Origin of the sequence: Methylobacterium hispanicum, from assembly GCF_022179285.1 — a bacterium.
Lineage (GTDB): Bacteria > Pseudomonadota > Alphaproteobacteria > Rhizobiales > Beijerinckiaceae > Methylobacterium > Methylobacterium hispanicum.
This window is the reverse complement of the sequence record NZ_BPQO01000001.1, coordinates 180197-204177: the sequence shown is the minus strand read 5'-3', so window position 1 is coordinate 204177 and position 23981 is coordinate 180197. Positions and strand designations below refer to the sequence as shown.

The 23981-nt window shown below is 67.2% G+C and carries 20 protein-coding genes; 13 read left to right on the top strand and 7 right to left on the bottom strand.

Translation table 11 applies throughout. The features are described 5' to 3' along the window. Nucleotides 1-215: 215 nt before the first annotated feature. Both MFF56_RS00935 and MFF56_RS32040 read right to left on the bottom strand, forming a co-directional pair. Entirely contained in the window at nucleotides 216-1520 is a 1305-nt protein-coding gene (locus MFF56_RS00935) for a DUF2254 domain-containing protein (RefSeq protein WP_238229314.1), read from the bottom strand. Between the two features lie 256 nt (nucleotides 1521-1776). After that, complete coding sequence (locus MFF56_RS32040; RefSeq protein ID WP_280949103.1) at nucleotides 1777-1905, bottom strand: hypothetical protein; 129 nt, start codon at nucleotides 1903-1905, stop codon at nucleotides 1777-1779. A gap of 273 nt (nucleotides 1906-2178) precedes the next feature. Between MFF56_RS32040 and MFF56_RS00930 the strand changes: the two genes are divergently transcribed. Continuing rightward, entirely contained in the window at nucleotides 2179-4131 is a 1953-nt protein-coding gene (locus MFF56_RS00930) for a cytochrome C oxidase Cbb3 (RefSeq protein WP_156453963.1), read from the top strand. Between the two features lie 118 nt (nucleotides 4132-4249). Here the strand turns inward: MFF56_RS00930 and hydA are convergent, their stop codons facing one another. Then, the gene (gene hydA / locus MFF56_RS00925) at nucleotides 4250-5671 is read right to left on the bottom strand and encodes a dihydropyrimidinase (RefSeq protein ID WP_066926364.1); all 1422 of its coding nucleotides are present in this window, start codon (nucleotides 5669-5671) and stop codon (nucleotides 4250-4252) included. Nucleotides 5672-5685: 14 nt separating this feature from the next. Beyond that, nucleotides 5686-6648, bottom strand: coding sequence for a LysR family transcriptional regulator (locus tag MFF56_RS00920; protein WP_066926366.1), 963 nt, complete (start codon nucleotides 6646-6648; stop codon nucleotides 5686-5688). Between the two features lie 303 nt (nucleotides 6649-6951). Here MFF56_RS00920 and MFF56_RS00915 point away from each other — a divergent pair, with 303 nt between their 5' ends. The 8 genes from MFF56_RS00915 (at nucleotide 6952) to MFF56_RS00880 (ending at nucleotide 15851) form a co-directional block, all read left to right on the top strand. Continuing rightward, complete coding sequence (locus tag MFF56_RS00915; RefSeq protein ID WP_066926368.1) at nucleotides 6952-8145, top strand: ABC transporter substrate-binding protein; 1194 nt, start codon at nucleotides 6952-6954, stop codon at nucleotides 8143-8145. 157 nt (nucleotides 8146-8302) lie between these two features. Continuing rightward, complete coding sequence (locus MFF56_RS00910; protein ID WP_066926370.1) at nucleotides 8303-9178, top strand: branched-chain amino acid ABC transporter permease; 876 nt, start codon at nucleotides 8303-8305, stop codon at nucleotides 9176-9178. Continuing rightward, a complete protein-coding gene (locus MFF56_RS00905) occupies nucleotides 9175-10956 on the top strand; it encodes a branched-chain amino acid ABC transporter ATP-binding protein/permease (RefSeq protein WP_066926372.1) in 1782 nt (593 codons plus the stop codon). The genes MFF56_RS00910 and MFF56_RS00905 overlap by 4 nt, the downstream gene beginning before the upstream one ends. Beyond that, a complete protein-coding gene (locus MFF56_RS00900) occupies nucleotides 10956-11690 on the top strand; it encodes an ABC transporter ATP-binding protein (RefSeq protein ID WP_066926374.1) in 735 nt (244 codons plus the stop codon). The genes MFF56_RS00905 and MFF56_RS00900 overlap by 1 nt, the downstream gene beginning before the upstream one ends. Before the next feature lie 81 nt (nucleotides 11691-11771). Then, the gene (locus tag MFF56_RS00895) at nucleotides 11772-12473 is read left to right on the top strand and encodes a cyclase family protein (RefSeq protein ID WP_066926376.1); all 702 of its coding nucleotides are present in this window, start codon (nucleotides 11772-11774) and stop codon (nucleotides 12471-12473) included. Between the two features lie 54 nt (nucleotides 12474-12527). Further along, a complete protein-coding gene (locus tag MFF56_RS00890) occupies nucleotides 12528-13937 on the top strand; it encodes an amidase family protein (RefSeq protein ID WP_066926379.1) in 1410 nt (469 codons plus the stop codon). A 691-nt stretch (nucleotides 13938-14628) separates the two neighbouring features. After that, nucleotides 14629-14778, top strand: a complete 150-nt coding sequence (locus MFF56_RS00885; protein ID WP_238229313.1) for a hypothetical protein — start codon at nucleotides 14629-14631, stop codon at nucleotides 14776-14778. A 485-nt stretch (nucleotides 14779-15263) separates the two neighbouring features. Beyond that, nucleotides 15264-15851, top strand: coding sequence for a hypothetical protein (locus MFF56_RS00880; RefSeq protein WP_156453962.1), 588 nt, complete (start codon nucleotides 15264-15266; stop codon nucleotides 15849-15851). Nucleotides 15852-16397: 546 nt separating this feature from the next. Here MFF56_RS00880 and MFF56_RS00875 read toward each other — a convergent pair. After that, complete coding sequence (locus tag MFF56_RS00875) at nucleotides 16398-16850, bottom strand: hypothetical protein (protein WP_066924125.1); 453 nt, start codon at nucleotides 16848-16850, stop codon at nucleotides 16398-16400. Between the two features lie 155 nt (nucleotides 16851-17005). Here MFF56_RS00875 and MFF56_RS00870 point away from each other — a divergent pair, with 155 nt between their 5' ends. After that, nucleotides 17006-17641, top strand: coding sequence for a recombinase family protein (locus MFF56_RS00870; RefSeq protein ID WP_066924127.1), 636 nt, complete (start codon nucleotides 17006-17008; stop codon nucleotides 17639-17641). A gap of 844 nt (nucleotides 17642-18485) precedes the next feature. Here the strand turns inward: MFF56_RS00870 and MFF56_RS00865 are convergent. Next, a complete protein-coding gene (locus tag MFF56_RS00865) occupies nucleotides 18486-19031 on the bottom strand; it encodes a PAS domain-containing protein (protein WP_082773144.1) in 546 nt (181 codons plus the stop codon). A gap of 825 nt (nucleotides 19032-19856) precedes the next feature. Here MFF56_RS00865 and MFF56_RS00860 point away from each other — a divergent pair. The 3 genes from MFF56_RS00860 (at nucleotide 19857) to MFF56_RS00850 (ending at nucleotide 22620) form a co-directional block, all read left to right on the top strand. Further along, nucleotides 19857-20441, top strand: coding sequence for a hypothetical protein (locus tag MFF56_RS00860; protein ID WP_066924129.1), 585 nt, complete (start codon nucleotides 19857-19859; stop codon nucleotides 20439-20441). Next, nucleotides 20441-21253: a hypothetical protein gene (locus tag MFF56_RS00855; RefSeq protein WP_238229312.1), complete on the top strand. Its 813-nt coding sequence runs from the start codon at nucleotides 20441-20443 to the stop codon at nucleotides 21251-21253. Before MFF56_RS00860 ends, MFF56_RS00855 begins: the two co-directional genes overlap by 1 nt. A gap of 122 nt (nucleotides 21254-21375) precedes the next feature. Further along, nucleotides 21376-22620, top strand: coding sequence for a hypothetical protein (locus tag MFF56_RS00850; protein WP_156453835.1), 1245 nt, complete (start codon nucleotides 21376-21378; stop codon nucleotides 22618-22620). 877 nt (nucleotides 22621-23497) lie between these two features. On the opposite strand, the gene MFF56_RS00845 is transcribed toward MFF56_RS00850, so the two are convergent. Next, nucleotides 23498-23893 (bottom strand): hypothetical protein, encoded by a 396-nt coding sequence (locus tag MFF56_RS00845; RefSeq protein WP_197430632.1) that lies wholly within the window; start codon nucleotides 23891-23893, stop codon nucleotides 23498-23500. Nucleotides 23894-23981: the final 88 nt, after the last annotated feature.

Sequence of the window (23981 nt, the reverse complement as noted above, 5' to 3'; positions counted from 1 at the left end):
GGTGGAGAGCGCTCAAGCCAATCGTCCCCGCATGATCTCACGGCTTAAGGACGCCGACGCCGGCCGTCCCGAGATCCATCGCGGCAATGGACGGACCTTCGTCTCGCTCGCAGTGGCGGCGGCCATCCCGGTGCACTTGTAGGCCTGCCACTCGATCCCGACGGGCCGCCCCCAAGAGTTCAACGATCCTCGTCGACAGGGCATGCCGCATCGATTCACCCGACAGCTTGAGCCGCTCCCGCACGCACCCGAACGAAGCGGGTGTGCCGCTCCTCCAGGTCGGCGAGGTCGCGCGGGTCGGCGACGTCGCGCCGCGCGGCGGCGAGCACGAGGTCGGCATGGCGCCCGAGCTCGGACAGGCGCGAGGTCAGTCGCTCGACCTCCGCGGCGCGGGTGAGGACGTCCAGCATCCGCGCGAGCACGTGGACCGAGCCGGCGGCGTTCTGGCGGATCATGTGGAACATCGCGTCGCACAGGCCGTCATAGTCCGTCACCGGATGCACGAGCACGACGTGGCCCTCGCGAGCAACGGCTCCGGTCGGCAGGTGCCGCGGCGCGATCCGGCACAGGGCGTCGCCCAGGTGGTCCAGTACGCTGCCCGCCGTCATCGGGTCGTTGATGCCGGGCGAGAGCGCCCGCACCGCGATCTCGACGAGCTGCCGCACCGAGTATTCGAGGTCCTGCAGCGCGGCGGGCCGGCACCCGAAGGTGAGCGCGCGGCCGACGGCCTCGGCGGCGTCCTCGACGCCCGCGGAGAGGAAGGCGACCGGGAATCCCCGTGGCACGAAATCGCCCGGACGAACCCTCAGGGCGAGGACGACGCGCCGCTCGTGTGCCCAGTCGGCGAGGCCATCCGTGTCGACCGCCTGCAGATAGCCGCCGTCCGCCGGCGCGACCGGGGCGCCGCGCGGGGCTTCCGTCGGTGGCTGGACGTCGGCCCCGTCGCGGGTCCGCGCCTCGACGGCCGCGCAGAGGTCGCGGTGGACGGCGTCGACCACGGTCTCGACGTTGATGCTGGTGGCGACGTGGTGGACGAACCAGACCAGCGTCCCGATACAGACCAGCGCCAGCAGCACGGCACCCGAAATGGCGAGGTGCGGGACGAAGGTCTCCTCCTCGACGGTGCGCACCGTGCGCAGCACCATCAGCGCGTAGGCGAAGGTGCCGAGGAAGACCCCGAGCACGAGCTGGTTGCGGGCGTCGCGCACGAAATTGCGCAGGAGCCGAGGCCCCATCTGGTTCGAGGCCAGCGTCAGCGCCGCGATGGTGATCGAGAAGGTGGTGCCCGCCACCCCGATGGTGGAGGAAGCGACGGCGCTGAGCAGTGCCCTTGCCCCCTCGGCGCCCCCGGTCCAGCCCCAGTCCGCGTTCGGGGAGGACGGGTCGTGGCCGGCGATCTGCGCGGTCTCCAGCCACACGGCGACCTGGGCCAGGCCGATGCAGGCGAGCACGACGAGCGCCGGACGCAGCCAGAACTGGTCGCCCAGGAACTCGATCCAGGCCCGTACCCTCGCCCTCACCGGCGCCCCTCCCATTCCGCCGCCCGAGCCCGGGCGGGTGGCACTTTCCCATTCATCGACATCGGCTCAATCCTCCGTTTCCTCCCGGGCGAGTCCGACCCGCTTGAGCGCGGTGACCAGCACCAAGATGGCCAGCCCGGAGCCCGCTTGCCGACGAACAAGCCCAGCGCCACGCCGAGCGTCACCGGGTCGAGCAGCAACCTGATCCTGGGCTTCACCAGGCCGAGGGCGACCGAATCGCGCTGGGCGGGCGAACCTACACGGTCTCCTCGGCGTAGAACGGGGCGCGCTCCTCCTGCTCTCGGGCGAAGGCGTGCTCGATCTTTCCGGCATCCGGGCCGAGCAGGTAAGCGCAGGCTACTTCGCCTGACCCGGTCCCGATCATGGAGGTCCGATCCCGCACACGGATCGGACATTCGACAAAGGGGCCGCGAACTTCCGTTTGGCGTGGGGAGCGGACGCTCCGCGTTTGCCAGGGAGCAGACGTACCTCCGGCCCAATCGAACCGTCGCGCCAATTTCCTTTCGTCGTCCGAAGCGGACGATCTGTCCAAACGAGGTTTTGCACGACGCCCGCTGCCTCGCGGATCTGTCATCGAACCGTGGCCGTCGACGCCCGTTGTCCGGCGGCCGCTGCAGGCCGGAGATCCGACCTCGGCATGCGTTCCCGTTATCTGATCCTGATCGCCTTCACTGTCCTCATTCTTGTCGCCACCGTCGCGAAATTTGGCCGATTCAGCTACGCGCCGATGCCCGCGCGCGAAGCCCTCGCGAACCCCGACCGTTACCCGATCCGTACGGCTTACGATCTCCTCGGGCGTCGCATCGGTCCGGAGGAGGCGCAGGCCCTGCGGGCCACCGAGGCGGGGCGCCGGACGCTGGCGCCCGAAGCCGGCGCCTTCGCTATCGACGAGGCCGTCGTCGCGCGCGGTCGGGAGGCTTTCTACACCGAGACCTTCGGGAACGAGGTCTTCCTCACCGACGTCATGGGGATGCTCGACGGCGCCCTGACGCCCTACGAGGTCGCCCGCGCCGTGCTCCTTCTCGGCGGGAAAGCCACGAACAATCTCCAGGTCCGTGTCGCACAGGACGTGCGGATCGGCGAGCGCCAATGGCGCAAGGGCGATCTCGTCTCGACCGGCCTGGACGTCGAGACGGGCGGCCTCGGCATCATCGGTCTGAAGACCTTCTACGACCGCGGTCACCTGCGCCTCGGCATCACCTGTGCCCTCTGCCACGCGGCGGTCGATCCGCGCACCGGCAAAGTGGTAGAGGGGGCGCCGAACGCCGACCTCAACGCTGGCCTGTTGCTCGCGCTCTCGGCCAACGCCTCGGCCTACTTCATGCATGGCAGCGTCGATCTCGCGGCCCTCGCCGGCGATCCGGCGCGGACGGTACCGACCCCTGGCGGAGGCACCGCGGTGCTGCCGGACCGCGACAAGCTGGAGGCCGCGGCCAAGATCGAGGTCGCGAGCTGGCCGCCGGGCAGCTTCGACTCCTCCGCCGACCGGGTGACGAACCCGACCTCCATCCCGTCGAGCTTCTCCGCCTACGGCGAGCCCTACAGCTGGAGCGGGCGCGAAGCCGTCGGGCCTTTCAAGGGTCTGTCGTCGCTGAACAACAACGTGCACGCGGCCAATTCCGACACGACGCAGCTCGCCGCCGCGGCGCCCTGGTTGTTCGGGCTCGATCCGGATCTCTACCTCGGCATCCTGTTCCAGGGGGCGATCAATCCGTCCCTGCGCTACGATCCTAAGGGAGGCAGGACGCCGAGCACGATCCTGGCCGCCTTCGACCCGACGCCCGGCTCGCCGGGCCTCAACCGGTACGCCGTCCTGCCAAGCTTTCCGGCAACGAACTACATGACCGACAACGGTCTGTTCGCCTCCGTACCCGGGGAGCCGGCGAACTTCGCCAACAACGCCATGTCGGCCTTTCAAAACCTGCTGCGTCCGCCGACCGCCCCGAAAGTCGAGGTTGCGGCCGGGCGCACGGTGTTCGAGCGGGCCGGGTGCGCTGGGTGCCATTCCGGCCCTGCGCTCACCAACAATCGGATCGTGCCCGTAGGCGAGATCGGCACCGAGCCGACTCGGGCCCGCGCCGGGGCGAAGATGGAGGCGCGTCTCTCCGCTCCCACGATGTTCGCGACCGATACCCCGTTCCCGCTGCAAGCCGACCCGAAGATCGTGCCGATCCCCCTGGATGGAGACGCGCTTCGCCAGGTTCAGCTGGGCTGGGCGCATGCCGGAACCGAAGGTGGCTACAAGGTTCCAAATCTCGTCGGCCTCACGTGGTCGGCGCCCTACCTGCACGACAGCGGTGTCGCGGTCGGGCCCGACCCCGCCGGGCAGCTCGGCGTACCCGGCACCCTCGCCCGTGGCCTCGCGCCTGACCCGCGCAACAGCCTGCGCGCCCTGGTGGACCGAGACCTGCGCGGGCGGGTCGTGGCCGCCAACCGCGCCTCCGTCACGGCGCGCACGGCACGCGTAACGGGGGAAGGGCATGCCTACTGGGTCGATGCGGCGGCGGGGTACAGTCTCAGCGATCAAGAGGCGCTGCTCGGCTACCTGCTCTCAATCGATTCCCTGACGGAGGACGTACCTGTGCCGTGAACCAGCCCAGGGCCGGGGAGGTGACGATGCACGCGGACTGGACCGCCTGGGTGTACCGCACCGCGAACGTGCGTTCGCCGGCCGAGAGGCGGATCGGTTGGGGTGTCGCCGCCTCGGCTCACCGTGGTGGCGCGGACTGCACCGTCCGGTCGATCACCCGCCCTCGATACGGGGCGCCCGTGAACCGGCCGTCCTCCGCCACCACCACGCCCCGCGCGATGGTCATCACCGGCCAGCCCGTCACCGAGAACCCCTCCCAGGGGGTGTAGTCCGCGCCGTGATGCAGCCTCGCCTGGGTGAGCGTCTCGCGGCGGTTCGGGTCCCAGAGCGTCAGGTCCGCGTCGAACCCAACGCCGATGGAGCCCTTGCGCGGGTAGAGGCCGTAGAGCTTGGCGTGATTCGTGGCGGTGAGGTCCACGAAGCGGTTCAGGGAGATCCGGCCCGTCGAGACGCCTTCCGAGAACAGGATCGGCAGACGCGTCTCGATGCCCGGGATGCCGTTCGGCACGTAGCGGAAAGACTCCTTCGCGCGCGGGTTCAGCTTGCCGCTCGGGTCGTCGTAGCGGAACGGGCAATGGTCCGAGGAGACGATCTCGAACAAACCCGTCTCCAGCCCGCGCCAGATCGCGGCCTGACTCGCGCTGTCGCGGGGCGGGGGCGAGCAGACGTATTTCGCGCCCGCCATCGGATCGGGGTTGCCGCGGCCCTTCAGGTCCTCGGCCGTCAGCGTGAGGTATTGCGGGCAGGTCTCGGCGTGGATCTTCAGGCCCCGTGCCCGGGCCCAGGCGATCTGCTCCATGGCCTGCTCGCCCGAGACGTGCACGATGACGATGGGGAGATCCACCAGCTCCGCGTGGGCGATCGCCCGGTGCGCCGCCTCGCGCTCCACCAGTTCGGGCCGCGACAGGGCGTGGCCGTAGGGCGCGGTCTGGCCGGCGCGCTCCAGCTTCTCGCTCATGTACCGGATGGTGTCGTAGCCCTCGGCATGGACCATCACGCGCGCGCCCTCGCGGCGGGCGACGTCGAACACGTCGAGGATCTGGCGGTCGTTCAGGACGAGGTCGTCGTAGGTCATGAAGACCTTGAACGAGGTGTAGCCCTCGGCGATCAGCGCGGGCAGTTCCTGGCCGAGCACGGCGGGCGTCGGGTCCGAGACGATGAGGTGGATCGCCACGTCGATGTGGCACTGCCCCTCCGCGAGCGCCCGGTAGGCGTGGGTGGCCTCCCGCAGGGACGCGCCGCGCGGCTGGAGCGCGAAGGGCATCACGCAGGTGTTGCCGCCCGCGGCCGCGGCCCGCGTCGCCGAGGCGAAGTCGTCCGCCATGACAATCCCGGGTCCCGAGGCCTGGGCGATGTGGACGTGGCTGTCGATGCCGCCGGGCAGCACGAGGAGGCCCGACGCGTCGAGGGTGCGGGCGGCGTCGGTGATCCGCTCGGCCACGGCCGCGATGCGCCCGTCGCGGATGCCGAGATCGGCGCGGAGCGTGTCGGTGGCGGTCACCAGCGTGCCGCCCCGGATGGCGAGGTCGAATTCGGTCATGCGGTCTCAGTCTCTTATGCGCGCACCCGCACGGGGGCCGGGCGCTCCGTCGGCTTGAGGCGCGCCCGCCAGATGGAGCGCTCGACCAGATCCCCGATCACGCCCGCCAGAACCTCTGCGACGGCCTCGCTGCCGCGGGCATTCAGGGTACGCTGCGAGACCACGACCGAGAGCCGCCAGGACGGCGTCGGATCGACGATCGGTATGGCGACCATCTCGCCGCGCTCGATCTCCGCGGCCAGGGCGAAATGCGGCATGATGGCCGCGAAGGCCTCGGCGCGCACGAGCTCCGCGATCGCCGGCAGGCTCTCGCAGTCGGTCGCCATCGGCGTGATGTCGTGGCGCGCCGCGAGCTGCTCGATCACGGTGCGCAGCACGTTCGGCCGCCCGGGAAGCACCACGGGCAGCGCCTGCCGGAAGACCTCGCCGAACGCGATCTCGCGACGCGCGGCCAGCGGGTGGGAGGCGGGGACGACGAACATCAGGTCCTCGACCATCATCTCGGTCCAGGCCACGTGCTCGAACGCCTTGTGGTCGTAGAGAAGCGCGACGTCGAGGCGACCGGATTGGATCCACTCGTCCAGCGTCCCGCTCATCGCCTCGACGATGTGCAGGCTGATGTTGGGCAGCGCCTCCGCCATCGTTCGGTGCAGCGGCAGGGACAGGCCCCGGCAGGCCGAGGTCGGCAGTCCGACCGAGATGCGCCCGCTCGGGCTCGTCGCCTGCGAGCGCACCACCTCCTTGGCCCGCTCGACCTCCTGCAGGATGCGCCGCGCGTGCTCGTAGAACTTGAGCCCGAGTTCGGTGGGCGTCACCCCGCGGGCGTGCCGGAACAGCAGCGCGACGCCGAGTTCGTCCTCGAGGTTGCGCATCTGCTGGCTGAGCGAGGGCTGGGCGATCCGCAGCACCTCGGCGGCCCGCGAGACGTTTCCGCTCTCCGCGATCTGCGCGAAGTACCGAAGCTGACGAAGATCCATGGCGATCCTGCTCAAGGCGCACGCCAGGATCGTTGCAACGCCACGAGCATGTCAAACTGCTCTAGGCCTGGGCAATCTGCGCAAGCTATGTGCATTGCGTCAAAAATTGTGTTTGCGACGCAGTGTGTTGACGCCCGAGCACCGTGTCGGATCCCGCCTATGATTGAGGCTCATAGGATTTTCCAATGTCTTGTATCGGAAATTGGTCTTTGCGGGCCCCTGTATTCGCTGCGTAGCCTGAGGCTCATCGATCAAGCATCGGGGCCGAACCCGGGCCATCATCAGGAAATCGGAGCCCATCGCATGGAAGCGCACAAGTATTTGCGCCGCCTCGTCCTGGCCGCGCCCCTGGCTTTCACGGTTCCCGGTTCGGCACTGGCGCAGCAGGAGCCCTGCATCGGCAATTCCGCGGCGATCACGGGCCCGGCGGCGTTCGGCGGTCAGGCGATCAAGATGGGTGCCGAGATCGCCATCCAAGAGATCAACGCGAAGGGCGGCGTCCTCGGCAAGCCTCTGCGCTTCGTCCAGTACGACGATGCCGGCGCGCCGCCGCGCGGCGTCGACAACACGCGCCGCATCGCGCTCGCCGACAAGTGCGTGGTGATCCTGGGCGGCTATCACTCCACCGTCTCGGTGGCGCAGGTCGAGCCGGTGCACGCCATCGGCATCCCCTTCGTCGGCGTGCTCGCGGCCAACACCCAGGCGATCGAGAACGGCCGCAGCCCGAACTACATGTTCCGGGTCTCGGCCAAGGACAAATGGGTCGCCCGCTTCCTCGTCGAGCAGGCCGCCAAGGTCTCGAAGACGGGCAAGATCGCGTTCTTCTACGAGAATACCGGCTGGGGCAACGGCGCGGTGCCGGACGTCAAGGCCGCCATCGCGAAGGCCGGCAAGGAGCTGGTCGCCGCCGAGACCTTCAACTGGAACGACCAGGACATGACCGCGCAGGCGATCCGCGCGCGCGATGCCGGCGCCGACGTCGCCCTATTCTGGGCCCTCGACCGCGAGGGCAACCAGCTCGTCCGCTCGATGGACAAGGTCGGCTACAAGCCCACCATCATCGGCGCCTGGGGCATCGCGGGCAATCTCGGCGAGCTCGCCGGCCCGCTCGCCAACGGCGTCGAGGTCGTGCAGACCTACAGCTTCATGGGCGACCTCGATCCCAAGGGTCAGGCGCTCTGGCAGAAGATCCAGGCGAAGTACGGCCTCAAGGACCCGTCGCAGATCAAGATGGGCTCGGGCATCGCCAACGCCTACGACGCCGTTCACATCGTGGCCCAGGCGATCGAGAAGGCCGGCGCCTACGACTGGAAGAAGGTCCGCGAGGCGCTCTACCAGGTCCGGTACGACGGCCTCGTCGCCAAGTACGACCCGGCCTTCGACGCCGCCGATCCCGAGCGCCAGGACGCGATCCTGCCGCGCGACTACAAGCTGACCGTCTGGTCCGACGGCAAGCTCCTGCCGATCGCCCAGACGCCCTACGGCAAGTCGAACTGAAGAACGACGAGCCGGAGGCGCACACGCGCCTCCCACGCCCTCCCCGGCGGGGAGGGGCAGGGCGCGGTTCGCCCGGATCCCCCCTCACCGGGCCGGACCGCGCCCTGCCTCCGCAGAACGACCTGCCCGCCTCGCACCGGGAGCCAACGCGGCAGCCATGACGACCGCCCTGCAATACACGCTCTCGGGCCTCGCGATCGGCGGCATCTACGCCCTCGTCGCGCTGGGCTTCCACATCATGTGGTCGGCCGCCAAGGCCGTGAACTTCGCCCACGGCGACACGCTGATGATCGGCGCCGTGCTCGCCGTGATGGGCCTCGACGCCGGCCTGCCGCTGCCGTTCGCCTGCCTGCTGGCGATCCTGGCCGGCGCCCTGTTCGGCGTGGTGCTGGAGCGCTTCGCGGTGCGGCCGTTCATCGGCGCCAACGCCTCGATCGGCTGGATGCTCACCACCATCGCGGTCGGCATCATGGCGGAATCGCTCGCCACCATGCAGTTCGGCGGCTTCTCGCGGCCCTTGCCCTCGCCGGGCGTCGACAAGGCGATCTCGATCCTCGGCGCGGGCGTCTACCCGCAGGAACTCGCCATCCCGGCGGTCGCGGTGCTGGCGATGGTGGGCCTCCACCTGATGCAGCGGCACACGCTCGTCGGGCGGGCGATGCAGGCGGTCGCCCATAGCCGCCAAGCGGCGTCCCTGATGGGCATCGACGTCGACCGCATCGTGATGCTCTCCTTCGGCCTCGCCGCCCTGTTCGGCGCGGGCGCGGGCGTGCTCGTCGCGCCCGTGATCCAGGCCTCGGCCAGCATGGGCGTCCTGCTCGGGCTGAAAGGGTTCGCGGTCGCCATCATCGGCGGCATCACCAGCGGGCCCGGCGTGGTGCTCGCCGGCCTCGCCTTCGGCGTCATGGAGAAGTTCGTCGAGGGCTACGTCTCGACCGCGGCGCGCGAGATCGTCGGCTTCAGCGCGATGATCCTCGTGCTCCTCGCCTTTCCTCAGGGCCTGTTCGGCCGCCGGGAGATCTTCAAGGTATGAAGGCTCTTCACGCCCTCGGCTTCGCGCTGCTCGCGGCCGTCCTCGTCGTCGTGCCGCTCACCTCCGGCAACGAGTACGAGCTGCGCCTGTTCATGCTGTTCCTGATCTACGGCGTGATCGCGGTCGGCCTGAACGTCCTGGTCGGGCTCACCGGCCTCGTCTCGCTGGGCCAGGCCGGCCTGTTCGCGCTCGGCGCCTATACGGGGTCGATCCTGGCGATCCGGCTCGGCCTCGACCTCGTCCTCGCCAGTCTCGGCGCGGCCCTCGTGGCCGGGCTGTTCGGCGCCGCGCTCGCCTATCCGAGCGTGCGGGTGCGGGGCGTCTACCTCGCGGTGGTGACGATCGCCTTCGGCCTCATCGTCGAGAACGTCGCCATCGAGTGGCAGGGCCTCACCGGCGGCACCACGGGGCTCACCGGCATCCCCGGCCCGAACCTCCTCGGCTACCCGCTCTCGGGCTACGCCTTCTACGCGGTGCTGGCCGTCACCCTGTTCCTTGCCACGCTGGCGGCGCACAACCTCAAGCACTCGGGCTACGGCCGCGCGATGCTGGCGGTCGCTCAGAGCGAGACGGCCGCGCGCAGCCTCGGCATCGGCGCTACGGGAATCCGCACGCTCGCCTTCGCGGTCGCGGCGGTGACGGCGGGGATCGCGGGCAGCTTCTACGCCTTCCTCAACGCCTACATCTCGCCCGACATCTTCACCTTCTCGGATTCCGTCCGCTTCCTGCTGATGGTGATCCTGGGCGGCGCGGCCTCGACCTTCGGGCCGGTCGTCGGCGCCTTCATCCTGACCTACCTGCCGGAGGTGCTGCAGAGCTTCGCCGAGTGGCAGAAATTCGCCTACGGCGCCCTGCTGCTCGCCGTGATGTTCGGTCTGCCGGGCGGCATCCTGGGCACGCTGGGCCAGTTCTACGCCCGCCTGCGCCCCGCCCCGCGCGGCGTCGATCCGGCAGAGGGCACGCCCGCCGCCGCGATCCTGGCCGGCCGCGCGCCGGCCGGCCTGGAGACCGACGGCCTCACCGTGCGCTTCGGCGGGCTGACGGCGCTCTCCGCCGCGAGCGTCCGGGTCGCCCCGGGCGAGATCCACGCCCTGATCGGCCCGAACGGGGCCGGTAAGTCGACCTTCGTCAACACGATCTCGGGCTTCTATCGGCCGAGCGAGGGGACGTTCCGCCTCGACGGGACCGATCTCGCCGGCCGGAAGGTCCACGCCGTCTCGCGGCTCGGCCTCGCCCGCACCTTCCAGAACACCGAACTCTTCGGGCAGATGAGCGTGCTGGAGAACGTCATGGTGGGCGGCTTCAGCCATCTCGGCTACGGCCTGCCCGGCGCGGTGCTGCGCACGCCCCGCTTCCGCCGCGAGGAGGCCGCCTGCCGGGCGGCCGCGATCGGGCTGCTCGATTTCGTGGGGCTCACCGAGGCGGCCAACGAGCAGGCGTGCTTCCTGCCCTTCGGCCATCAGCGCCGCCTGGAGATCGCCCGCGCGCTGGCCACGCGTCCGCGCCTGCTGCTCCTCGACGAACCCGCCGCCGGCCTGACCACGCAGGAGATCGACGAGCTGGAGGCGATGATTCGGAAGATCGCGGGGCTCGGTGTCTCGGTGCTGCTCATCGAGCACCACGTCGATCTGATCATGGCGGTCGCCGACACCGTGACGGTTCTCGATTACGGCCAGATCATCGCGAGCGACCGTCCGGAGGTGGTGCAGGCGGATCCGCGGGTGATCGAGGCCTATTTCGGCGGCCCCTCCGCCATCCTCGACGCGGAGGCCGCGTGATGAGCGAGACCCTTCTGACGGTCGAGAACCTGGAAGTCCGCTACGGTGCGGCGACCGCTCTGCGCGGCGCGAGCCTCACCGTCCCGCGCGGCCAGCTGGTCGCCGTGATCGGCAACAACGGGGCCGGCAAGACCTCGCTGATGCGCGGCATCACCGGCCTCGTCCGGCCGTGCGGCGGCCTTGTCCTCTTCAAGGGCGAGGAGGTCACGCGGTTGCCGGCCCACGCCAAGGTCGCCCGCGGCCTCGCCATGGTGCCCGAGGGCCGCCTGATCTTCCCCGACCAGAGCGTCGAGGACAATCTGATCCTGGGCGCCTACACCCATGGCGGCCTCAGGACGGCCCGAGCCAAGCAAACGCTGGAGCGCGCGCTCGCGCTCTTCCCGCGCCTGCGCGAGCGGCTGCGCCAGCCCGCCGGCAGCCTGTCGGGCGGCGAGCAGCAGATGCTCGCCATCGCCCGCGGCCTTATGGCCGAGCCCGACCTCCTCGTGATCGACGAACTCTCGCTCGGCCTCGCGCCCCGTGTCGTCGAGCAACTGATCGGCGTCCTGCGCGACCTCAACCGCCAGGGCCTCACCATTCTTCTCGTCGAGCAGCTCGCGGCCTACGCGCTCGCCATCGCCGACCACGCCTACGTGGTGGCGCAGGGGCGCGTGGTGCGGGACGGCCCGAGCGGGCTCATCGCCCGCGACCCGGAGGTCATGGAGGCCTTCCTCGGCAAGAAGAAAGCCGCCTGAGAGCGGCATCCCCGAAGACCCGACCCGGCGCGGCACCCTCCGGCGCCGCGAACGGTCTCCCACGCCCGATAAGGACCCGCCATGCCCCAGCGCGTCGTCGACCTGAGCCTCCTGATCGAGGACAACATGCCGGCCCACAAGCTCTTCCAGCGGCCGGTGATCACCACGCATCTCAGCCACGAGAGCTCGGCCGCCCTCGGTCTCGGCGTGCCGGGCGACGCGATGACCTTCCAGACGAACTTCATCGCGATGCTCGACCATGTCGGCACCCACGTGGACGCCTTCCTGCACGTGAACCCGAAGGGCCAGCCCGTCGACGAGATGCCGCTGGACCTGTTCATGGGCAAGGCGGTCTGCTTCGACCTGCGCCACATCCCCGACCTCGGCGACATCACCGTCGCCGACATGGAGGCAGCGGAGGAGAAGAGCGGCGTCAAGGTCGACGGGCACATCGTCCTGCTCTGCACCGGCTTCCACGCGCGCAACTATCCGGGCCTCGACTCGGTGTGGAAGAACCCGCTGCTCACCGCGGAGGCGACGCAGTGGCTGCACGCGCGCGGCTCGCGGATGCACGGCGTCGAGGGGCCCTCGACCGACAAGCCGAGCGACAATGTCTTCGCCCAGCACCGCCTCTGCCGCGACCTCGGCATGAGCCACTGGGAGTGGCTGGTGAACCTCGAGGAGCTGCTCGGCAAGGGCGAGGTTCAGTTCTTCGGCGTGCCGCTGAAGTTCAAGGGCGGCTCCGGCTCGCCGGTGCGCGCCTTCGCCATCGTCAACGATTGACGCGCAAGCGGCGCCCCGCCGGGGCGCCGCCTCTGGGTTCAGGAGAGCGGAGCGATGACGAGCGACCTCGACTTCATGACCGCGCTCGACCTGCGGCGCCTGATCGCGACGCGCGCGGTGTCGCCGGTGGAACTGACCGAGCGCGCCCTCGCGCGCGCCGAGGCGAGCCAGGCCACGCTGAACGCCTTCTGCCTGCTGATGCCGGACCAGGCCCGGGCGGCGGCCCGGCGGGCCGAGGACGCCGTGATGCGGGATGCCCCCCTCGGGCTGCTCCACGGGCTGCCGGTTTCGGTGAAGGACCTGATCGCGGTGGGCGGGCAGCCCTACGCCTCGGGCTCGCGCGCCATGGCGGACAACGTCGCGGCCGCCGACGCACCCTCGGTCGAGCGCCTGCGGGCCGCGGGCGCCGTCATCATCGGCAAGACCACGACGAGCGAGTTCGGGGCGAAGCCCGTGGGCGACTCGCCGCTGACCGGCATCACCCGTCATCCCTGGGACCTGACGAAGACGCCGGGCGGCTCGAGCGCGGGCGCGGCCGCGTCGGTGGCGGCCGGCATCACGCCCTTCGCGCTGGGCACCGACGGCGGCGGTTCGCTGCGCATCCCGGCCGCGCTCACCGGCCTCGTCGGCCTCAAGGCGCAGTTCGGCCGCGTGCCGGTCTGGCCGACCTCGGCGACGCCGACGCTCGCCCATGTCGGCGCGCTCGCGCGCAACGCGGCGGACGCCGCCCTGCTGACGATCGCGGTCGCCGGTCACGACCCGCGCGACCCCTTCGCGGTGGCCGGGCCCGTGCCCGACCTCCTGGGGGCGGCGAAGGCTTCCGTCGCCGGGCTCCGCGTCGCCTGGAGCGCGACCCTCGGCTACGCGCGGCCGAGCGCGGAGGTCGCGGCCATCGCCCGCTGCGCCGCCATGGCCCTGGCAGACCAGGGCGCACGCGTGGAGGAGGTCGAGGCCGTCTTCGACGCCGACCCGGCCGATCTCTGGACCGCCGAGTTCTACGCCGGGATCGGCACCCGCCTGCGCGGCGTTCTCGAGAACCGCCGCGATCTCCTGGACCCGGCCGTCGCCGACGTACTGGACGCCGCCCTCGCCCAGGAGATGCGCGCCTATTACGAGACCGTCTTCGCGCGCTACGCGCTGCGGGACCGGATGGTCCGCTTCTTCACCGAGTACGATGTGCTTCTATCGCCGACCCTGCCGATCTCGTCCTTGGAGGCAGGCCGGAACATTCCGGCCGGGCTGGAAGACCGCAGCCTCGTCTCCTGGGCCTTCTACACCTATCCCTTCAACCTCACCGGCCAGCCCGCAGCCTCCGTCTGCGCGGGGATCGCCTCGGACGGGATGCCGGTCGGCCTGCAGATCGTTGGTCGCACTCTCGGCGAGTTCGACGTGGTGCGGACGGCTGCGGCGATCGAGCGGACGAAGCCGCAGGGCTATAATCTTCGGCCGCTCGCAGAACCGTGAGGAGCGGCCGCGGTGGGATGGCCGAGTTGATTTCCAGGCGAGGCTATTCTCAGCATTGCTACTGCGCCTCCGGATCACGCGAAGGCTATCCCTAACGGCAGGAGCGGACCCTCAGACGCTCTGGACACACGGTCCGATTGTGGCGCGTTTGAGACCTCTACGCCAACCCACGTCGATGTCCGCCTCGGAGAAGCTGGCCGAGGCTGCTGATGGACCGCGAAGGCGCGGTGCCCGAGGTCCCCTTCCTGCCTCAAATTCAGGATGAGGTCTCTGCCGTCTGGCCGCGCCGAGCGCGTTTTTATCCCCGTTTTCGGGGGCAGGCCGGTGTAATTGGAGGGGTCCTTCCACGGAGCCCTGCCATGCGTAAGTCACTCGGCTCACACACGTCCCGCCGCGTTGCGCGCCGCACGGCCGAGCCCGCCCGACCGGACGGCATGCTCCCGGAGCACGGGCGCGGGTCGTCGCACCCGTGAAGTCGATGCGCAGCCCGTGATCCTGCTCTGCCTGCCAGACCGGCCCGCGGTGACGATCCCGGAGATTGAGGCGACCGAGCAGCATCTCACCCGTCTCATCGACGACCTGCTCGGTTGATCCGACGCTGAAGCAGCGGCTCGACACGCTACGCACCGATCGGGATCAGGCGCGGGCCGCACTGGAGCGCCTACGCGAGCAGATCCTGGAGCCTGTGGCGATGGCACCGGAGCGCGACGCGACGTACGCATCTGAGATGCGGGCGCGGCTGCGAGAGGGCGAGGTTCCGTTCCGAAAGACCTACATCCGCGCGGTCATCGACCGGGTGGAGGTGCAGCCCAACCAGATCCAAATCGGCAGGTCGGCGTGATGGTCGCGAAAGAGCTGTCACGAACGGACCGGACGCCGCTCCCAGCGTTCACAGTTCTGTTCGTGAATGGCGCGCCCGAAAGGAGGGCAAGGCCGACAGAAATTCCGCAATCAAATCAGCGTTTTGCAGCCGCAGAGACGAAGCAGATTGTAGGACTTGGCGGCAGGACCGGCAAGGGGCCACCTTCGGGCTATTGGCGCGTTGTGTCGCTGGGGCGGCTGCACCAACCCTCTTGAGGCCCGCATGAAGAACCCCGCTTTGAGCGTCTGGCTCTCAGCCGCCAACCGTGCTGCCGGGTGGTGGATCGGCACGGCCACATCCATAGCTCGTCGTCAGCAACAGTTGACCGTTGCCGAGCTGACCAGAGCCGTTACGGCCAAGAAGGCGGCGAGGAAGCGTAAAGCCACGCCAGGGCGCCGGACCTGAGACGGCTCCAAAGCCCGGCTGGCGAGACAGCTTAAGACATTTGGCATCGAGGCGGTTGCATGGTTTGCCCAGAAAATTTCCAGGCAGGGCAGGCTACAAAAGAAGTTGTAGCCCTCAAAGTTGCAGTAGCTGATGTATTAAGCGCTTGGGCAGGCATCGAGAACCGAATGGCGGATCTGCTAGACACCGTTATCGGCGATCCGAACATCGCTTTGCCGGTTTATTTCGCCGCTGGAAACACAGAAGCACGGTTCAAGATTGTTGACGCCTCGCTGAGGCCGGTGTTTGCCCGGTCGGAGCATGAGGCTCAGATTGTGCCGATTTGGAGTAAGCTGCTCGTTACGCTCAACCGCCTCAAAGAAACGCGCAACAAGGTCGCTCATGGGATGCTCGGAGGTACTGTCCGGCAAAGGAAGACCCATATCCGCTGGACCGGCCCTACGCTCGATGTGAACCGCTGGGCGCCTGCTGGTCAGCTTGATGGCCTGTCCTTGGCAGACATGCAGCAGTGCATCGAGGCAATCGAACGGGCAGAGTCCTACTTATACGGTTTCATTGATCTCGTGCGGGGCATCCTAGGCAAACACAACGGCTCCTCCGCTGAACTTATTGCCGAGCTAAGCGTTGGGCTTTCCGGAAACGCCTAGTGCCAGCCATGGCATTGCCTCCGGCTTCCATCAAGGGTCACGCACTTCAGACGCCATACGCAAAGACGAGCGGCAGGATTTCCTCCGGTACCCCCCCCTGGGTCCCTCTATCAGCCGAACGCGAGCCCGGGTCCGAGTGGTCTCGGCGCCGCGCTCTGGCACACCTCGTGCTGATATACAGATGCCTCCTCGCTTATCCCCAGGCTTGGGGAGACGCGGGTCAGCCGGAGCGGCTTCGTTTCCTCTTTCGGCTGGCCCGTTGCGGGGCTCAGCACCTGAAGAGATGCGCCTCTACGTCCCGTGAGTGGAGTGCTGTGGGCGATCAGCCTCGCGAGACCAAGGAACGCAAGGTGACAGACCATGCGGGGGCAGCGTTACGCTCAGGGCTCGAGCCAGGGTGATAGCCCGAACTACCCACAGGGGTCATGAATTTGAGGGGTCACTCTCGTGGTGGCGGATTGAATTTCCCCCCTGTACCCACCCCCGGTTCCCCTTCAGGCCAACGCGAGGCCGGGGGTGGGTGATCACGGTGCTCCGGCCCGTGGGCTAGGCAGGCTCAGGCGCTTCAGGTTCGGCCGGCGGGGTGACCTCGAACGGCGCAAGATACTCCCGCAGTGCGCTGCCGGGGTAGGCGCTATGCCAACGGCCAGTCCACTTCGGCGTGTGCCCATGGCGCTTCTCGACCTCGGCATACAGGGGATCGTGCGGGGTCAGAAACCACGGGCGCGGTGCTGCTGGTGTGAAGGGGCCGAGCGGAAAGAGCATGAATAAGCCCAAGCCGCTATATCGCTGTCCGTCCACGTAGATCCGGGGCTTGAGCTGCACGGGGATCAGCATTCCGGCTGGCTGGCGGAGCACTAGGTCCTCACCCTCAATGTCGGCTTCGGGCCGGTAGACGCGGAAGCCGCACCTGATGAGGAGTGCCGTGGCCTCGGCCCGGTTGGCAGCCTCAATGGCGGCTTGGCTGAAGCGCTTGGTGGTCTCGCCTTGGCTCGTCATTCTCGCCGCCGTCTGGTTTGCCTAACAAATGCCTACCGTCCACAAAGGTATACCGCAGTGGACAGGCGCCAAGCTGTCCGAAAGCACGTCCGTAAGGGTTGACTTCGGCTTGCGGACGGCCGTTCTAATGGACAGCACCCATTCGGACGAACGCTTTGTCTCAGACCATCCTCTACGCCCGCGTCTCGACAGCGGAGCAGACCCTCGCCCATCAGCGCAAGCAGGCGGAAGGAGCAGGCTTCAAGGTAGACGAGGTGGTGGCGGACGAGGGGGCCTCGGGCCTCACCACCGCCCTCCGAGACCGCCTGCAGGGCCGTAGGCTGTTCGACATGCTCCGCCGCGGGGATACGCTAGTGGTGCGCTGGGTGGACCGCCTCGGGCGCAACTACGGGGACGTGTGTGACACCATCCGGGAGTTGATGCGGCGGGGCGTGATCGTCCGCACCGTCATCAACAACCTCACCTTTGATGGCGCTACGTCAGACCCAATGCAGCAGGCCGTGCGAGATGCGCTGATCGGCTTCATGGCAGCCACGGCGCAGGCCCAAGCGGAGGCGACCAAGGAAGCACAGAAGGCCGGCATCGAGCACGCTAAGGGCCGCGAGGACGCCTACCGGGGCCGCAAGCCGAGCTACAACGTGGCGCAGCTTGAGGTCGTGCAACAGCTCCTCGCCCAGGGCAAATCAGTGACTGCTACGGCGCAGGCAACTGGCGTGACGCGGCAGACTGTCTATCGCATCGCGGCCAACCCTGAGGAGGCTGCGGCGGCGTTAGCGAGATGGAATGCCTGAGGCACCCGCGAAAGGAAACGGCGCGAACCCATGAAGGCCGCGCCGCTCAGGTGGTCCGGGGTCTCGATTACCGAACTGCGGTCAACCTAACCCACCACAACCGCTGCTGGTATACCTGAGGGGCAACACCTATCAACGGCTGCTACCACCACCACCCTGAGGCGCCACGCGCGAAGGCTGTCCTGCGTTGCCGGCCGCGGAAGAGTCGTTGGAGATCGAGTCGGCAGGACGGCCGGTCGGGGAATAGCTGCCTGCGGCCGGAGAGCCGGTCGCACCGGTGAGCGGCGCCGCTACGCCAGGAGCGCCCGGAGCGGGAGCGCCTGGAGCGGGCGTCACAGCAGACTGAGCCACAGCCGCACCGGCAAACGCCACGGCTAGCGGTAGGGCAAGCAGAACTGAGCGCATAGTAAAACCTCGCGATTGGTACGATGCCGAACGTGCGGGACGGCGCGAGGGTTCACGGCGGCAGCCGCGCAGCACTAGCCAAATGGCCTCATCTCGTGTCGCTTCGCCTCTGCTCTCAGGTATTCCAGGCAGCGTTGACGAGCATTAGGGCATCGCAGGTTGGCAAAGATGGCCAAAACCTCTTGGATCTCTGCGCTCGCCTTATCCAATGGGTCATCGAACGCGGAGGTTGGCACGCCTAATATCTTGGCGATCCGGACGACTGCGGCCGATGCCTCATTGTGAAGGCGCATGTTGGCCTCGCTGGTCATAAGCTTAGGGTCTTCATCTCCGATTGGCCGGGGATCATAGCCACTCTTGGGAGTCGCTAGAATGATCCGTTCATACCGGTATGGCCGCATGGACGCCGCCCGGCCAAGTCGAAACCCGGCGTACCCACTTAGTTGAGGATCGGTTGGGTCCTGTCCCGGGCTGCCAAGGCGCGGCCCACTTCAAACAGCGCCATCCGCAGCCCTGGCAGGGCAGCCTTGGCGCCATCGCTCTCGATCAGGGAGTGCGCCATGATTAGGTGATCGGCTATCCGGTCTAGTTTGTCTTGCGGCGCAGTCAGGCCATGGGCCGGCGGAGGGGTGAAGCGGCCGACATGGCCGTAAGCTGTTATTCCCGCAGTGCTGTCCTCGGCCAGTTTCACCAGTGAGCCGAGATAGCCGATGAACTTCCCCTCGGGGAACCCGATCGAGGGAACACAGCCGGCCGCAACCCAGCATGGCTTATTTTCGGGTCGCAGAATGCGGTACCTGACGCTGAACTCGCTGGCTGTGCGGGCCGCAGCCTTCACGATATCCAGCACGATACCGCGGTCTTCAGGATGAACCCGTGATACCCAACCATGCCCGAGGCCTTCCGCGACCGGCTGGCCTGTCAGCGCTGTCCACTCGTCGCCGATGTGAACGCAAAGCCCGGTTGCGTCTGCCACGAAGATCATGTTGTGGGTCTCAGGCTGAACAGCAGGGTCTCAACCTAGAGCAGAACGTCCACTCCGCAATCCGACCTTGATCTAGAGCGGCATTGGCCGCCGTAGCTGGAGCCGGCGCCACAGTAGATTGAGCCACAGCTGCACCGGCAAACACCAGTCTGGCAAAGCGACTTAACGAGTTGGGCCAGCCGACGCCGCTCAAGGGCGGAGAGTGGACGGCGACGGCGGTGAGGCGGGCTCTGTCAGGGTTGCGTGTGATCGGTTCTGGAACGCCTTCGGCTATGAGCGGTCCATGAGCTTCGACGCCGCCGGCAAATACGTGGGCGAGCGGTACTGAGTGGGCCTTAGCCCGGGTGACGTTACGCGCGAACATCGGGAGCGACCATGCTCCAGATTTGAGGGATGGGTCGTAAACTGCCGACTGTGTGGCAGGGTGTCGCAGGCAACGGCCATTTTTGGATCCGCTGGCGCAGCTTGGAGCGGCCCCAACTGCGGAAGTAGGAAAATCCTCAGTGCGAAGTCATTGAGCCTATTCAATTCAAATGTCCTCAGGAAGGACATTGTTGCTGGCGGGAGTACTCTCTGGCCAAAACGGAGCTTCTCGCCCCCTATTGACGAACAAGATGTGCTCTCGCATCTGTAAGCAACAGAGGCCGTCGCACCGGCTGTCGTCACTCTCTATCCAGCATTAACCCCGTAGGACCTGGCGTTCGGAGCATAGTGGCTCCCAAAACGACCACGCGCGGCCTTTGGCGTGCTGATTCGGTGCTGAGGTATACTTAGTATCTGTGGCCAGGCTGCGCGTTGTAATTTTAATCTGAAAGGAAGCCTGAAGTGGCCGAGACCTTATTTTTTGTGTCACCTCTCCTAACGCCTGAACGCCTACTGGTAGACCGCCAGAACGCCTTCAGCATCGCGCCTGACTGGGCGAAAGGGAGCGCCGTCATCGCACCAGACTTGCCGCTAGAGGACGATGCGTTCGTGGTCCGCGTGGGCGCCATCAAGCCCGTCGTCATGACGTTGCATGTCCCCAGCGCCGGCATCCTGTTCGAGCTGACGCGCTTTGGGAACAGCATCACGACAAACCGGAACAGCTCATCGCGCGACCCGGCGGGGAGGATCTACCCGAAGCTTACTTTCGCGGATCATCCCAAGGACACGATGCCGGTGTCGCGGATCGTGCTTGCTGCGGGACCGCACCAGAGCGTGCGCATGGGTGAGGACACGGGCGACCTCCGGCCGAGCCTTCTGAGTCTGCAAGGCGCCGGCAAGCCCACTAAGGATGCCCGCGAGGTGGCCACTCGCCATTCGGTAGAGCTGGCGCACCGGGCCGCTGCCGACGTGCACGCCTACGAGCGTAACCTGCACGCGCTGTTCCTCCTGCACGACGAATTGCTCCTGGGCACCGCGGGCTACTGATGGCCGGCAGCCTGATGACCAGCCACTCCGATTCCCGCAAGCGCAGGGCCGAGATTGCGCACCGCGTCGCCTCGCCCAAGCAGGACTTCTTCGAGAAGTGCACGGTGATGGGCTGCGGGCGGCCAACCCGCCGTGCCGCGGGCACTGGCCTGAACGGGAACTTCTGCACCTATCATGGGCAGCGCAAGGCTCGGTTCGGCTCACCCGTCGCCCCGGCCATCCGCGCCACTGAGCTGAGTCCTTACGTGAAGACCGCGTTGGCATGGATCAGACAGCACCGCGCAGACCCAATCCTCTCCCTCGTTCTACTGTCGCTGCGGGGTCTCCTCGACGGCGCAGGGCCGGTAGATCCAGTGATGAACCTGAAGCGGCGCTCGGCGAAGTACCGGGCTAAGGTCGCATTCGCGCGGCTCCGTGAGGCCGGCGTGAAGCCGGAGCGCCTGCTGGCCATCCACCTCGGAGTGGCGGCCCTCGTAGAGGATGACGCGGACAGCCACCGAATCTGCGAGTTCCGCATCGTGCAGACCGCCAAGGCCATGCACCGATTGGCGTCCGGGACCCATCGAAGATGGGACTTCCCGCTCCCTAACGGCACCATCGCGCCGGCCGAGATGCACGTCTACCCGAAATCCTCGGGCCGGGTGCTCCGGGTGATGGGCGAGGCGGCTGAGGAAATTTGCGACCTCATCACCAGCCGAGAGCGTGACACCATTCGCCGACTCAAGCGGGAGAAGCATGGCCCGCACCCTTCACAGGTGCCTGGGTGGCAGCCGGCATGGCGTCGGAAGCTCGCTGCAGCCCGCGGACTGTGAGGGGTCACGCGCAGATGTGTGATACTGTTACAGCAATGCGGGCAGCACAGGTTGAGGCATATCGTCCTGTCGAGAGGGCTCAGAGCCGCCCTGCGCGTGCAACTAATCCTCTGCGCAACATCATGTTTGACGCCTGGCTTTCGTGCAGCGATCCTCACCTGGAGACAATTGCAGGAGACCTCATTCTCAACTGGGGCAGGGCGGTGGAGCATGACCGTCAGCGCCGCCTCCGTCCGGCAGACCGGCAGAACCGGGATAACATCGTCAGAGCAATCCTCGCCAACCTCGCCTTTGCCGCTGCCATGGAGGCCCCGACCATCGGGGTGAGTCTTCGGGCAGCCAAGCAGCGGACTTCCCGATATGAGCGGTCGGGCTTTCGGCGCCTTCCTGAAATTCTGGAACTGTTGGCAGCCTATGGAATCCTTCGGCTGGAGCGGTCCACCACGAAGCGCGTAGCCAGCACCATCACGGCCGCGGGCTCGTTTGCCGATGACTTGCACCGCTCTCGCATCAGCAAGCGCGACTTCGGCCAGATACCAGGGCGAGAGACAGTGTTCCTCAGCCGGGTGGAACGGGACTTCGCGGGTCGGGAGGAAGGCCGCGAACTCATCGAGTACCAAGAAGCCTCCGTGACGGGGCGCTTCAGGGCTGAGGTGGGGATCATCAACGCCTTCCTGGGCGACGCGGACATTCGCTTGGAGGATGCCCAAGGCCAATCTATCCAGTGCGGTCTCCCCTTTCTCCGCCGCCACTTCAACCTTCCGCCAGATGCCCCGGAGGGAACGGAGCGGTTCGACCTCGGCGGCCGGCTATTCGGGTGGTGGCAGAACCTGCCCAAGGCTCAGCGCCGCGGTATCCGCATCATGGGTGAGCCAGTAGCAGACCTAGATTTCGCCAGCATGTTCCTCCGCCTTGCCTACCTGGAGGCTGGCCAGCCGCCGCCGGAAGGCGACCTCTACGCTGTCATTCCGGGGCTCTCAGAGCCGCGCTGGCGGCCAGGAGTGAAGAAGGCGGCCCTCGCCATGCTCTTTCGGACTTCGCCCCTCACGCGGGCTCCTAGAGGCACCAGAGGCGAGCTGCCGCCAAACATCTCTGGGCTTCAGCTTAGGGGAGCCATTCTTGCCGGCCACCCGGCCCTAGCGGGAATCTTCGAAACGGGCATCGGGCTCCGGCTCATGTTCATCGAGTCCCAGATCCTCATAGCGGCGCTCCTCACCCTGGCCGAAAAAAGGATACCAGCGATACCGATGCACGACGGACTCATGGTTGCGCAATCACAGGCTCACCAAGCTACTACCATCATGGGCGATGCAGCGGAGGCAATAACCGGCTACCGCCTGCCCATCCTCTTGAAATCGCTCTACTAAAGTTATGGCCCACATAAAGGATACCGGGGGGTGGGCCTCAGTGGCTGCCCTCGCCGCATCGGTCGCTATGGCAGAACTGGGCGGAAGGCCCTTGAGGCGCCTCTCGGTGGATGGTGGCGGTAGTGGTCTCGCCTCATCACCAGTTCGCCTGAAGCCGACCCAAGGCCGACATCAGGGAGGGCATGAAGTAGCCCCTACCTTTGTGCACCAACGCTTCAGGTAGGGACCATCTCGGTCACTTCAGGCACCAATACCAGGGAACATCAAGGCCGACTTCAGGGCGGACCTAGAGGACCACATAAGGACTGTTGGGCGGAGGTGAGCCAATCTATCCGGTGCAGTGACCTCAGGGCCGCCTTGGATGAGGAGGTGATGAAGGGGGTCTGCTAACCAGCTCGGCGGCAGCACATCGCGGGTGGCATGGTGAGCACCTGCGGTACGCTATCTGTTCCCGCGTAATTGGCGCTGAGGGCACCCGCTCGGCCTGCATGGCAGTGGATAGCGAAGTGGGTCTCAACCGCCGAAGGCGCACGCCCGAAGGGCAGAGGTATCAGAGGGGAGCGAAGCGAGACCGCACGGGCGCAGCCCGCACCAGCTGGATACCTCGCCGGGCAGGTGAGTTGGCCCTGGAGCAAGCCGATCGCACGACGCCTTGGGTCCGGCTCTCGGTCGGCCTTGCGAGCAAGAGGGAGTGCGGACCATGGCAGACGTTAGCTCACAAGATCCGCTTGGCAGGTCCGATGGTGGGCCAGCATCAGGCCGCAGCGGTGGCGGCTCATCGAGTGGTGCGGGCGGGGCAACAGATCAGGCGCGGCAAACCTTGCGCGGAGCGACCGAACGGGCATCAGACACTTGGGACAGCGCCTCGGAGTATGGCTCACGCTACCTCCGAAAAGGCAGCCGAGCGGTTGGCAACGTGGACAGTGGAACCATGACCGGCCTGCTTGTCGCTGGCGCTGTCGGCTTCGGGCTCGGATGGCTGGTGTTTGGCCAGCACTCCTACTCCGGTGACTACGTTGCGAGGGACATGAGCCGCAGCAGCGAGCGCTACTAGATAGACGGTAGAGAGGACCTTTGAAGCCGGGACCACGGGATCGGCGCAGATAGTCTGAAAGAGGTTGGCCGGGCGTTCGGCGTGCAGCGCGGAGCAGTATTGATCTGCGAGTGATGAGATTTTATCAGCAGGTTCATAACTCTCTGCTAGTAAGTTCTTCAAAGATCGCGACATGCAATGCCTTGCGGTGCTGGCCGCCGCTTCTGCAAGTACAGCCAACAGCAAAATCGCTCCAGCGATTGTCAGTCCACGACCGGCCACTCTAGGGGAACGATGTATCATTAGGCTCAGCGAGTGCCCACATTTA